The organism is Paenibacillus sp. W2I17, from assembly GCF_030815985.1.
In the GTDB taxonomy this organism is placed as follows: domain Bacteria; phylum Bacillota; class Bacilli; order Paenibacillales; family Paenibacillaceae; genus Paenibacillus.
This window is the reverse complement of sequence record NZ_JAUSXM010000001.1, coordinates 1622992-1635830: the sequence shown is the minus strand read 5'-3', so window position 1 is coordinate 1635830 and position 12839 is coordinate 1622992. Positions and strand designations below refer to the sequence as shown.

Sequence of the window (12839 nt, the reverse complement as noted above, 5' to 3'; positions counted from 1 at the left end):
TGTGGTTGCTTTTTAATGATAATTAGATTTAAATACCCTGGGAGGGATCTAATATGAAGCTGGATGCACATCAACATTTCTGGGAATACAATGTCGCCGAGTACGGATGGATTGGCGAAGAGATGAAAGCTATTCGTCAATCTTTTCTTCCGGAAGATCTTGAACCTTTATTGGTCCAATCAGGACTGGATGGTTGTATTGCGGTACAAGCCAGACAATCACTGACAGAAACCCAATGGCTTCTGCAGCTGGCGGATCGGCATGAATGTATCAAAGGTGTTGTTGGATGGGTGGATCTTTGTTCGGATGAAGTTCGGAATCAGCTTGAACTGTTCGCGTCCAATCCATATCTGAGGGGCGTACGTCATGTCATACAGGATGAACCTGATCTGGATTATGTATTGAGAGAAGACTTTCAGCGCGGAATTTCATTGCTTAAGGAGTATGATTTGGCATACGATCTGTTGGTATCCAAGGAGCAACTGCCTTATGCCGTTGAATTGGTTAAGACGTTTCCTGAACAGCGATTTGTCCTTGATCATCTAGCCAAACCCGACATAAAATCAGGTATAATCTCACCCTGGAAAGAAGCACTTGAGTCATTGGCCGCACAACCTAATGCGTATTGTAAACTTTCAGGGATGGTGACGGAAGCAGATTGGGCAAATTGGACTCCAAAGGATTTTACAGCCTATCTGAATATCGCCATAGAAGCCTTTGGTGCGGAAAGGTTAATGTTCGGGTCCGACTGGCCCGTGTGCAACGTTTCAGCTACGTATTCTGAAGTATACGGTCTCATTGTAAGTCACATTAATGCCCTACCTATATCAGATCAACAGATGATTCTTGGCGGCACATGTGCTGCGTTCTATCAAATATCGTAGTGGGCAATCCGAAGCTAAACCGGTTTCAAGAAGTTGACAACTGTTCTGATTCTTGCTAAAGTTTTATCCAATCCGCATATTCATGATCTGGGAATGTTACCGATATGGGCATAACCTGAGCTGGCTTGTTTACACATTTTCGTGTATCCAGGCTGGTTCGGGTTTTTTCTATTTAAGTTGAACAACCGATTTTACACAAGACGACTGCGCGGCCAGAACAATCTTCCAATCGCTGTTATCCCCAGATTTTTTCTGTCCTCTCCGTTTATGTGTAATTGTGTAGTTCAACTTAAATATTTTGTCTTTTTAATGTTTCTTACGATTGGAGCGGATAGCTGAATTACATAATTGGAAGGAGAATGATGATGACGAATTTTAAATTTCCTAAAGACTTTCTGTGGGGTGGAGCCATTGCTGCCAATCAGGCGGAGGGCGCGTATCTGGAAGATGGCAAAGGGCTGAGTATCGTTGACTTGCTGCCAACAGGTGAGAACCGCAGAAGTATTATGAAAGGTAATGTTCCGGCCTTTACGCCGCTCGCTACCGAGTTCTACCCTTCACATGAAGCGATTGACTTCTATCACCGTTACCCCGAAGACATTGCTCTATTTGCAGAAATGGGATTCAAAGCACTGCGTGTCTCCATTGCTTGGGCACGGATTTTCCCGACAGGAGAAGATGCACAGCCGAATGAAGCCGGATTACAATTTTACGATAACCTGTTTGATGAATTGTTGAAAAACGGCATTGAACCTGTGGTTACATTAGCTCACTTTGATGTGCCTGTGCACCTGATCGAGAAGTACGGCAGCTGGAGAAGTCGTGAACTGGTAACGCTATTCGAGACGTACGCTACAACGGTATTCACTCGGTACAAAGACAAGGTGAAATACTGGATGACGTTCAATGAAATTAACATGCTGCTTCATCTTCCGTTCCTTGGGGCGGGGTTGGCGTTCAATGAAGGGGATAATATCAAGGAGATCCAATATCAGGCTGCTCACCACCAACTGGTTGCAAGTGCACTGGCAGTCAAGGCATGTCATGAGATTATCCCAGGTGCCATGATTGGGTGCATGCTCGCCGCAGGAAGCTTCTATCCGTATACCTGTAATCCGGAAGATGTGTTCCAAGGCATGGAAAAAGATAGAGAGTCCTATTTCTTCATCGATGTGCAGTCACGTGGGGAATATCCGGGTTACGCCAAACGTTTCTTCAAGGACCACGAATTGAACATCGTTATGCAGCCGGGTGATGCGGAAATCTTGAAGAATCATACGGTAGATTATATCGGTTTCAGCTACTATTCAAGTCGTACAACCAGTACCGATCCGGAAGTTATCAAAAATATGACCAGCGGTAACGTATTTGGCTCGGTAGCCAATCCATATCTGGCGAAGTCCGAGTGGGGCTGGACGATTGATCCTAAAGGATTCCGTATTACCGCCAATCAACTACATGATCGTTATCAGAAGCCGCTGTTTGTTGTTGAGAATGGATTTGGTGCCAATGACGTGGTTACACCGGAAGGTAAAGTGGATGATGCGTACCGGATTGACTACTTGAAACGACATGTAGCTGAAATGGGTGAGGCCATTCAGGATGGGGTGAACATCATTGGTTACACCAGCTGGGGACCTATTGATATTGTGAGTGCTTCCTCAGGTGAGATGCGAAAACGCTATGGCTACATTTACGTGGATCGTAATAATGAAGGTCATGGTGAACTGACACGATTGAAGAAGAAGAGTTTTGAGTGGTACAAAAATGTGATCGAATCCAACGGAACAAACCTGGGTGACGCTTAGTTTATATTTTTCTGAATTAAAATGGTCTTGTACGGCAATAAAACATCGGAAGTTTCATCTTATATAAATTGAACTAAACATTTAGGCTGGGGATAACAGCGATCGGAAGGTTGTTCTGTCATCGGAGTAGCTAGTGTAAGTATTATCTAGTTCAATTTATATAACCATGGGACTTCCGATTGTCCTCACATTGAAAGCGTTGACATATAGTCAGGTTCGCGCTATACTTGACGCAATTATATCGTTTCTGGGATTGTTACTACTCGAAGTAGGCAAAACCTAAGCACCAAAAAAAGCAGACCACCATGTCTTGTTTATTTTGTGATGCTTCAGGTTTTTTTTGTATGCCCAAAAGACGATGTATAACTGCCAAGAGAGTGGAACGTGACGGGGGGATTGAAGTGAAAATAGCAAAGGTTATCAACAATAACGTCATTAGCATCTATCAGGCGGATGGAGCAGAGCTTGTGGTGATGGGACGTGGGATTGCCTTTAAGAAAAAGCCGGGGGATAAAGTAGACGAGACCCGCATCCAGAAAGTATTTGCATTGAAAAACAAACAAACATCCGATAATTTCAAAATGCTGCTGCGCGAAGTTCCGATGGAACTGATTGAAATTGTGGAAGAGATCATCACGTATGCAAGTGAGAATCTGGGCCGAAAGCTGAATGAGAACATCTATGTATCTCTTACGGATCATATTAACTTCGCGATTGAACGCTATCGGGAAGGCGTGGAGATCAAGAACGCATTAATGTGGGAGATCAAACAGTTGTACAAGCCCGAATTCGAACTGGGTCTGAGGACGCTGGAACAGATCAACACCCGTATGAATATTGAGCTTCCACCCGATGAAGCCGCTTTTATTGCCCTTCATATTGTTAACGCAGAGATGAACGAAGAAGTTATTACAACGATGAATATTACGAAGTTTATCCAGCAGATTATTAATATAGCCAAATATCATTTCAAAATGGAATTTGATGAGGACTCTCTCAGTTATTTTCGCTTTATCACACATCTGAAGTTCTTCTCCCAGCGTGTGCTCAGTGGTACGCATTACGACAACAACTATGATCATTTCTATGACATGATTAAGGAGAAACATCCGGATGCAGCAGCGTGTACGGAGAAAATTGAGCTGTTTGTCAAAAAAGAGTACAACCATGAGCTGACCAATGAAGAAAAATTGTATCTGACGGTTCATATCGAACGAGTGGTTAATCGATAATATTTAAATGTTGACAAAAATGGTTTCATTATAATAATATGTGATTAACAGGAATTAAATACGATTTAACTGGGATTGTTACTGGTTATGCAGGCAAAACCTAAGTCATGAGAAGGTCAGGACCATTGTGTCCCCTTGCTCAAGGCTTAGGTTTTTTGCGTGCAAAAAAATCGGTAAGAGGCCTGTTTGAGAAAAAGTGGGGGTGCAGATTATGAGTCAAGAGAAACTGGCCAAAGAGATTGTAGAACTGGTCGGCGGTGAGAAAAATGTGGAATCGCTGGTTCATTGTGCAACACGATTACGGTTTGTATTAAAGGACGATGCCAAGGCAGACAAAGCCAAACTGGAGAAAACAGAAGGCATCATCGCAGTCAAAGAAAATGGAGGACAGTTCCAGGTGGTTGTTGGTAACAAGGTGCCTGAAGTCTATAGTGCCATTGGACAGATCAGTAACATTCTGGACGATTCGTCAGATAAAGAAAAACCTCGCAAAGCAGCCAAAGGGCTCGGGGGGATTATCGATATCATATCCAGCATCTTTGCACCACTTCTGGGTGTTATGGCGGGAGCCGGTATTCTAAAAGGGTTATTGTTGATTGCAAGCAATATCGGATGGCTGGAAACGACAGAAACAACATATACGATCCTGTATGCAGCAGCAGATAGTCTCTTTTATTTCCTGCCTCTGTTGTTAGCGGTTACAACAGCACGTAAATTCCAGGGAAATATGTTTGTCGCGATGACGATTGCAGGAGCACTGATCTATCCGTCCATCGTCACGTTGAAATCAGAGGGAACACCAACGGATTTCTTCGGTATCCCTGTCATTTTGATGAACTATTCATCTACAGTTATTCCTATCATTTTGGCTGTCATTGTCATGAGCAAGTTGGAGAAGTTCTTTAATAAGACACTTCACGATAGTGTGAAAAACTTTGTTACACCATTGTTTTTGTTAGTGATTATGGTACCGCTGACACTGTTGGTATTTGGACCATTTGGTGTCTACGTTGGTAATGCAATTGCAGCTGGACTCGTTGCCGCATTTGGATTCAGTCCATTGCTCGCAGGAGCCGTTATGGGTGCAAGCTGGCAGCTGCTCGTTATCTTCGGAATACACTGGGGTCTCATTCCGGTATTTATCAACAACGTTGCAGTGTATGGACAGGATGGCGTTAAACCGGCTGCGACAGCTTCGATCTTTGCTCAAACGGGCGCTGCTTTTGGGGTTATGCTGAAAACCAAGAACAAAAAACTGAAAACGCTGGCTGGATCATCCACGTTGACCGCGTTATTTGGCATTACTGAACCGGCCATCTATGGGGTGACATTACCACTGAAACGTCCATTCATTGCAGGAGTTATCGGTGGTGCAGTTGGTGGAGCTATCATTGGTCAAGCGGGTACATTGGCATTTGCATCCGGCGCACCGGGACTGCTGACCTTGCCAATCTTCTACGGACCAGGTGGACAAGGTTTCCCTGGATTGATTCTGGGTATCGTAGTATCGTTTGTTGTTTCGGCTGTACTGACGTACATCATGGGCTTCAAAGATCCGGTTGAAGAAGAAACAAAAACTGAACCTACTGCATCTGCCGAGCAACCTGCCCGTACAACGAATGCTTCAGACGAAGATGTATTTAGCCCAATCGAAGGAACGATTGTTGAATTGTCGGAAGTTCCAGATCCGGCCTTTGCATCGGGAGCAATGGGTAAAGGGATTGCGATTGAGCCAACTGTGGGCAGAGTCGTAGCGCCTTTTGATGGTACAGTTACCGTTGCATTCAAGAAAAAACATGCCTTGGCTGTAGTGTCAGACACCGGTGCTGAAATATTAGTTCACGTGGGAGTAGATACCGTTAAATTGGATGGGCAACATTTTGTTTCCCATATCAAGGAAGGCGATCGGGTCCAAGCGGGAGATCTGTTGCTTGAGTTCGATATTGCACAGATTAAGGCTGCTGGTTATCATACGGTGACACCTATTATTGTAACCAACTCAGCCAACTACGAAGAAGTGATTCCGCAGGCTATAGGTCAGGTTCATAGCCAGGAGCTTCTATTAAAATTAAGTAGCGGTAATAGCCAGGAACAAAAGTAGATTGATGTACTAATCCGATGGTGTCGTGTTTTCATGGTTCCGTTGACATGGTGGAATTGGAAAATTATAATTATAATTAGAATTGTACATCTATACATGATAATGAAAGGTGGATTATTGAACATGACACATGCAATGAGACTGCGCTTCCTTCCTTTGAATCGGTAATTGAATACGTTCAAAGGCTCTGACTATTGGTTCAGAGTAAACGGGATCAGTCTGTCATTTTCAATCATCCTGACCTTAAAATAAGTGTTATACTCGCTTACCCGTTTACGTTGAATCACAGGCCGTGGCCTGTGATTCTTTGTTTTTTCTTCTGATTATCTTAATCAGTTAAATAATTAGGTAAAGGCGCTCAATACAGACTACTGGAGGTAACCACTATGATGACGTTACTGTTCTATTGATACGAGCTGGCACGATAAGCTCGTATCGATAGAAGTGTGCTTCGCTATCGATACGAAATAAATCTTATTTCGGAGGTAGCGAATATGGAAAAGATATGTTTTGAATTAGAACAGGTTGAGATGACCTATATGGATAAAGCAGTACTGAACATTGAGCGACTGGCTGTGCATCAACTGGATCGCATTGGTGTAGTAGGTGGGAATGGTCAGGGTAAAAGTACATTGTTGAAACTCATTGCGGGACAGATCCAGCCAACAGCCGGAAAGGTAAAACGTTTTGCAGAGTTTGGTTATTTGGAACAAGTGGAACCACCCCAGCCTAACGAAAATCTCGAAGTTGACGGGGCTTTACTCAGTAAATTAGCCATACCTCAACACGACCAAGCATGGAGTGGCGGAGAACAGACCCGTTTGAAACTGGCTCAAATGTTCACTCATTATCATGAAGTACTGTTACTGGATGAACCAACAACACACCTGGATCAAGAGGGCATTACATTTTTGCTGGATGAATTGCGTTATTACTATGGGGCGCTTGTGCTGATCAGTCATGATCGTGCGGTTCTGGATGAACTGGTGACCACGATCTGGGAAATCCATCAAGGCGAGGTTCGCGTATATTCCGGTAACTATAGTGATTATCAGGCACAGAAGAGGCTGGAGCGTGAACAGCAAAACCAGGCCCATGAACAGTTTTCCAAGGAGAAAAGACGATTGGAGCTGGCCGCTCGGGAAAAGATGAAGAAAGCCGAGAAAATAACGCAGGCCGGAAGCATGTCCAAAAAAGAATCCAAGGCAAAAGCAAACCGCATGGTTGAAACAAAATCCAAAGGCACCAGTCAAAAAGCGGTCCACCGCGCAGCCAAAGCGATTGAACAGCGGATGCAACAACTTCACGAGGTAAAAGCAGTGCAGGAGGATCGTCCTATGATCTTCCGTCAGCCAAAGACACTGGAGCTGCACAATAGATTTCCAATTATGGCAGATCGCCTTACGCTTGAGGTGGAAGGAAACATATTGTTGGAGGATGTAAGTTTTCAAATTCCATTAAAACAAAAAATAGCGATAACCGGAGCCAATGGCAGCGGGAAAAGCACATTGCTTAACCATGTTTTCCATACTGGAGATCACATCACGATGTCTCCAAAAGCAAAGCTCGGTTATTTTCAGCAAATGAGCTATCGATTCACGACAAAAGAGACCGTATTACAATTCCTGAAAGATCGTTCGGAATATGAGGAATCAGAGCTCAGAAGTGCGTTGCATGCGATGCAATTCTCAGGTAATGACCTGCTGAAGAATGTTGGGACATTAAGTGGAGGAGAAGCGATTCGTCTTCAATTATGTCACTTGTTTCTTGGACAATATAACATTCTATTGTTAGATGAACCGACGAATTTCTTGATATGCATGCATTGGAAGCGTTGGAGCGTTTTATCAAGGCCTATGAAGGGACGATTCTGTATGTATCTCATGATCAAAGGTTTATTGAAAATACAGCGGATCAACAATTTCAGATTACAGAGCGTCAATTAATTCAGGTGAATATATAAGTTGAACTAAAGAAGATTTACACGGATCACTCCGATGACAGAACAACCTTCCGATCGCTGTTATCCCCAGATTTTTTTGAATCCTTTTATAAGGGAGTAAATCCGGGGATAGCGTATGCTTCCGATGTAGCTTTCTTGCAGAAAGCTTGTAGGCGAACGCTTCGATTTTTCAGGTTCTTTCTGTCCTCTCCGTTTTGTATAAATTTTTATTTCAATTTATATAGAAAATAAATCTATAGAAGAAGAGACGAAAACCGCCAAAGTGATTTTGGCGGTTTCGTCGTTTTCAAAGATAGGCAGATCAGTTACCTTATGTAGCTTCTATTAAGACTCCGCTTTTATAACCGTTGAATGTATGTTACCTGTGAGACGTTGAGGTGGGAAAACCATGCGCACGGGCGCAATGATGATGGCAGCAAATACAGCCTTGATCAGATCCCCAATTATGTAAGGATAAAACCCTTGAATCATGGCCTCAGGTAAGTCCATTTTGTATGCATAGGCAAGCCAAGGGACACCAGAGACATACACGAGCAGTGAACCAAATAGTTCAAATACAACAAAAGCGAGCATGAATCCTGTAACACCTTTGATGTTGATTCGTGCAAGCAGCAGTCCAATTAATAATGCGGAGATCGGCCACATCATCACATATCCTCCGGTAGGTCCAAGAAGTACCGCAAGTCCTCCGGTCCCGTGCAGCAAGGGGAAACCAAGAGCGGTGAGCAGAACAACCATGGTAACGCTCAGAAAACCATATAGCGGGCCAAGTAATCCTCCAGCTAACATGACAGCCAAGGTCTGTAATGTTATCGGTACTGGGGAGAAGCCAATGGGAATGCTTATGTAACCAAAAAGTACTAAAATTGCGGCCATAAGTGCGCTGAATACAATGCCTCGCAAAGATAATTTCATGTTTGAACAATCCTCTCCATTTTGGTAATATGATTGTTAACCAATTAAATAAATGTGGTTAACGATTAGGATCGTACCACATAACAATAGAAAGGGAAAGGACTAATTTACGATGCAAGGCAACCTGCCTATAATTACATTAGAAGATGTTCGAGTGCATTATGCTTCCGAAGGTAGTCAGGTGAGGAAAGCACTGGACGGGGTTTCACTTACGCTGCACCAAGGAGAATGGATTAGTATTGTAGGAGCGAATGGCAGTGGGAAAAGCACACTTGCTGGACTACTGATCGGATTCATTCCGCTATCGGGAGGGGTACGGAATATCTCGGATGAACTTACTGTTCGGGGTGTACTGCAGCAACCGGATGCTCAGGTACTTGGCGATACGATTGAAGAGGAGTTTCATTTTGCGCTGTCACCATTAATGGAATCTGTAGAAGAGCAATTGGAGCGCAGGCAGGATGCATTACATACCGTAGGACTTCAATATCCCCCGGAGAAGGCGGTCTCACAATTATCCGGGGGACAGAAGCAACTGCTTAATATTGCTGTAGCGCTCGCAGCCCAACCGGATATATTGATTCTGGATGAGCCAACAGCCATGCTTGATCCAGGAGCAAGAGACCGTATCGAGGCCATCGTTCAGAAGATTACCCAGCGGGGGACAACGGTGATCTGGATTACACACCATCTGGAGGAAGCAACCCTGTGTGATCGAATCATTGCTATGGAGAGGGGACGTTGTGTGTACAACGGGACGCCGGAGTCCTTTTTCTATGAAACAGAGTTGAATGAGAAGGCTACTCGGGAAAATGTACAGCTATCTCCCTGTGAACGGTTAGGGTTGGACCCTCCTTTTACTGTAAAAACTGCGTTATTGCTCAAGCAAAAAGGTATGATGCCAGAAGCCATGCCACTGCGACCTGAGCAACTGGCCAAGGAGGTCGCACGTTGGAGATCAAGCTAACCAATATACGCATAGAAGCATCGGAATCGGGCAAACGTGCACTGCTTGAAGATGTGAGTGTACAGTTGAACAGTGGGGAAATCACCTTGCTGCTGGGCTGCACGGGTTCAGGAAAAACGACTTTATTACAGACGTTGGCTGGTCTGAGACCGCCCGATGCAGGAAGTATCACATTAGATGGCACACCTTTATGGAAAGAAGGAAAAGTGCCGCAGTCGATTTTATTGCAAATGGGACTATTGTTTCAATTTCCGGAACAACAACTGTTTGCCCGAAGTATTCAGCGTGAATTCACATATTCTCTGCGTCCCTATCGACTTTCAGAGAAACAGCAACAAGAGCAGATCACAAAAGCACTGAACCAATGGGACCCGCCAGTGTCCTCGGAGTTGGACCGACGTTTTCATCTGGACAGGTCGCCATTTGCTCTAAGTGGGGGAGAGAAGCGCAGGTTAGGTCTTGCTCTCGGAAGTGTGACCAATCCACACTGGCTTCTGCTGGATGAACCAAGCGCCGGATTGGAATCGCATAGTGTCTTGCTTTTGCTGGATGTATTGGAGCAACATCGTCTGGCAGGTGGTGGGGGCGTGGTAGCAACCCATGATCTGGATACATTCTTGCCTTGTGCGGATCGAGTATTGCTGTTGCAGGAAGGCTGTCTAATCGCCGATCTTACGCCGAGAGAACTTCACAATAGACCTGAACTGCTGGAGCAGACAGGGATCGGACTGCCACCATCGATGAGACTGGCACAGCAGTTAAGAGAAGCGGGTCTTGAGCTGCCTTTGACCGCGATGACGCCAGAGGAGATGGCTGAAAGTATTGTTCAGTCCACGTCAGTTGAGGTGGGGATTCAGAACGGATCGAAAGAAGCATCAGGGACGGTAACGATGGAAGTCAAGAGCGATGTAATGAAGTATGAAAAAAAAGCACTGAAGCTGTCGTCCATTAAAACGGAAGACGATCCAAAGCTTCTTCCGAACACATTGACTCATTCAGGCGGATTATATGGCGTCATGGACCCGCGTCTGAAATGGATTTTGTATATTTTGTTGGTCACCGCAGCTATGCTTCAACAGCGCTGGCTGGGATTGACTTTAACACTGGTGCCGGTAGTGGCCGCACTTGCCGTGCTTCCGCGTCAGACTTTGGGTGGATGTATGAAGTTAATGAAGCCATTATTATTCTTTTTCATCATATCAACGGCGCTATCTGGGACAAATCTTTCAACAGAAGGAGGAGGTCTGCACTTTGGCTTTTCCCTGATGCAGGCGGAGGGCACTTTGCTGAATGTGTATCGTTTGTTTATCGTCACATTGGCAAGCCTTTGGTTTTCACTGACGACGCCTTATGGGCGAATGGTAGAAGGGCTTAACTGGGTACTCGGTATCGGTAAAAAGATCAGGTTGCCCGTAGCTTCGTTTGCTCTTGCTGTTTCGTTAATCTTTCGGTTTATCCCGATGATCTGGAGTGAGTGGCAGCGATTCTCACTGATCGTACGGGCACGTGGAAAGGCAGCTTTAAGACCAAATACCGTTCGAATTCGTGACCTGGGTCCGATGGTGATTCCTTTGTTAATGGCACTGTTCCAACGTGCAGAGGATATGACCATTGCCATGGAAATGCGTAAAGTTAGAGAGCACTCTATGCTCGGAGGACGTTCATCGTTATTGGTATGGTCCAAACGTGATACCTGGATTAGCATGGCTGGCCTCATTGTTTTTGTACTTTTAATATGGATTCGCCAACTGTGATGGCGATGATTAACGTGATTAATCCGGTGATGAATAAGACGATGGATTAGAACCATAAACGCAGTGTTTTCCAAAGATCATGCATAAATGCGTTTGTCCTCGCTCACAATAAGTGGACGTTGATCATCTGAAGTGGATCAGGAGGGATAAACGATGAAAGATAAGTTTTTGCGTGAAGAACGGCAAGAATATACCGATGTGTCTACGGTGGAGTCGCAGCGAAACGATATCACACTCGAAGAATTCCCGGAGGGTCCTTACGGTTCATCTCTGTTATCCGAGTCTCTCGGGAAAAGTTCTCCGTGGCGGGTGGATCAGAGGTCTGCACATCGTTTTGATTATGAAAATCATGAGCTTCACGAGGGAGAAGTACGGGATTATCCAGGTCAGGATGTTTTTGACGAAACGGTTCCGGATAACGTGTCCAAACCTCAATATACGGAAGAATCGTAATGACATATTGATATAAAATAGAGCGTAGCCTCCGACAGGTTTTATCCTGTTCGGGGGTTATTTTCGTTGTGTTTAATGAAAACATATCTCCTCCAATTCCACATTATGGGTTATTATATTTGTAGCTCGAAGTAAAAATCTGGTTAAATATGCGGGGGGACTTGGGATGAGAGAGATCGATTATAGTCAATATTTCTGGCAGGATGATAAGGTCAGATTGCGTGCTTTGCGTGAGGAAGATTGGGAGGATCATTATTATAACCGCTTTGATACACCTGCCCGTCGGTTATTGGAGTGTGCAGTAGAGTTGCCGCCAACCCATGTTGAAGCGAAGAGTTTCACGGAAAACTTCTCTGATTTTTCTTTAACCAAAGGACGGATCATGTTTACAATTGTAAATATGGATGGTGAAAATGTCGGAGGTGTGAATCTGAACAGCATTGATGAGAGAAACGGTACCTTTAGCATTGGCATTCAAATTGACAGGGATCATCGAGGAAAAGGATACGGAACCAGAGCCGTTCGAATCTTGCTGAACTATGCCTTCTTCGAGCGCAGGCTCAATAAATTTAATGATTATGTACTCCAAGGTAATGAACCTTCCGCAGCAATGATGAGAAAACTTGGATGTATTCAGGAAGGTGTACGTCGCCAGGTGATCTATACGGATGGAAAATACCAGGATCTGATCCTCTTTGGATTAACCAAAGACGAGTTTATGGTTAAAGAGGGGCTTGTTTGAAGTAAAGCTAATAAGCTGTA

At 44.4% G+C, this 12839-nt stretch carries 9 protein-coding genes and 1 pseudogene; 9 read left to right on the top strand and 1 reads right to left on the bottom strand.

Going from position 1 to position 12839, the window contains the following annotated elements:
• The first annotated feature begins 53 nt into the window (after window positions 1–53).
• The 5 genes and pseudogenes from QF041_RS07080 to QF041_RS07060 all read left to right on the top strand — a co-directional run bounded on the left by QF041_RS07080 (window position 54) and on the right by QF041_RS07060 (window position 7988).
• Window positions 54–884, top strand: coding sequence for an amidohydrolase family protein (locus QF041_RS07080; protein ID WP_307413160.1), 831 nt, complete (start codon window positions 54–56; stop codon window positions 882–884).
• A 365-nt stretch (window positions 885–1249) separates the two neighbouring features.
• Window positions 1250–2692 (top strand): 6-phospho-beta-glucosidase, encoded by a 1443-nt coding sequence (locus QF041_RS07075; protein ID WP_307413159.1) that lies wholly within the window; start codon window positions 1250–1252, stop codon window positions 2690–2692.
• 401 nt (window positions 2693–3093) lie between these two features.
• Window positions 3094–3924, top strand: coding sequence for a BglG family transcription antiterminator LicT (gene licT / locus QF041_RS07070; protein ID WP_307413158.1), 831 nt, complete (start codon window positions 3094–3096; stop codon window positions 3922–3924).
• Window positions 3925–4135: 211 nt separating this feature from the next.
• Window positions 4136–6025, top strand: coding sequence for a beta-glucoside-specific PTS transporter subunit IIABC (locus QF041_RS07065; RefSeq protein ID WP_307413157.1), 1890 nt, complete (start codon window positions 4136–4138; stop codon window positions 6023–6025).
• Window positions 6026–6519: 494 nt separating this feature from the next.
• A pseudogene (locus QF041_RS07060) lies at window positions 6520–7988 on the top strand (Msr family ABC-F type ribosomal protection protein).
• A 324-nt stretch (window positions 7989–8312) separates the two neighbouring features.
• Here the strand turns inward: QF041_RS07060 and QF041_RS07055 are convergent.
• Window positions 8313–8903, bottom strand: coding sequence for a biotin transporter BioY (locus tag QF041_RS07055; protein ID WP_307413155.1), 591 nt, complete (start codon window positions 8901–8903; stop codon window positions 8313–8315).
• Between the two features lie 112 nt (window positions 8904–9015).
• Here QF041_RS07055 and QF041_RS07050 point away from each other — a divergent pair, with 112 nt between their 5' ends.
• From QF041_RS07050 to QF041_RS07035, 4 genes are all read left to right on the top strand, one after another.
• Window positions 9016–9870 carry an ATP-binding cassette domain-containing protein gene (locus QF041_RS07050; RefSeq protein WP_307413153.1) on the top strand — a complete coding sequence of 285 codons (855 nt, stop codon included), beginning with the start codon at window positions 9016–9018 and terminating at the stop codon, window positions 9868–9870.
• Window positions 9855–11624, top strand: coding sequence for an ATP-binding cassette domain-containing protein (locus tag QF041_RS07045; RefSeq protein WP_307413152.1), 1770 nt, complete (start codon window positions 9855–9857; stop codon window positions 11622–11624). The genes QF041_RS07050 and QF041_RS07045 overlap by 16 nt, the downstream gene beginning before the upstream one ends.
• A 153-nt stretch (window positions 11625–11777) precedes the next feature.
• Window positions 11778–12077: a hypothetical protein gene (locus tag QF041_RS07040; protein WP_017688728.1), complete on the top strand. Its 300-nt coding sequence runs from the start codon at window positions 11778–11780 to the stop codon at window positions 12075–12077.
• Between the two features lie 166 nt (window positions 12078–12243).
• A complete protein-coding gene (locus QF041_RS07035) occupies window positions 12244–12819 on the top strand; it encodes a GNAT family N-acetyltransferase (protein ID WP_307413149.1) in 576 nt (191 codons plus the stop codon).
• The last annotated feature ends 20 nt before the right edge of the window (window positions 12820–12839 follow it).

Excerpts from the sequence above, each read along its gene's own strand:
- QF041_RS07080 (WP_307413160.1), top strand. The coding sequence starts at position 54 with ATGAAGCTGGATGCACATCAACATTTCTGGGAATACAATGTCGCCGAG.
- QF041_RS07050 (WP_307413153.1), top strand. The coding sequence starts at position 9,016 with ATGCAAGGCAACCTGCCTATAATTACATTAGAAGATGTTCGAGTGCAT.
- QF041_RS07055 (WP_307413155.1), bottom strand. The coding sequence starts at position 8,903 with ATGAAATTATCTTTGCGAGGCATTGTATTCAGCGCACTTATGGCCGCA.
- QF041_RS07065 (WP_307413157.1), top strand. The coding sequence starts at position 4,136 with ATGAGTCAAGAGAAACTGGCCAAAGAGATTGTAGAACTGGTCGGCGGT.
- QF041_RS07075 (WP_307413159.1), top strand. The coding sequence starts at position 1,250 with ATGACGAATTTTAAATTTCCTAAAGACTTTCTGTGGGGTGGAGCCATT.
- QF041_RS07035 (WP_307413149.1), top strand. The coding sequence starts at position 12,244 with ATGAGAGAGATCGATTATAGTCAATATTTCTGGCAGGATGATAAGGTC.
- QF041_RS07040 (WP_017688728.1), top strand. The coding sequence starts at position 11,778 with ATGAAAGATAAGTTTTTGCGTGAAGAACGGCAAGAATATACCGATGTG.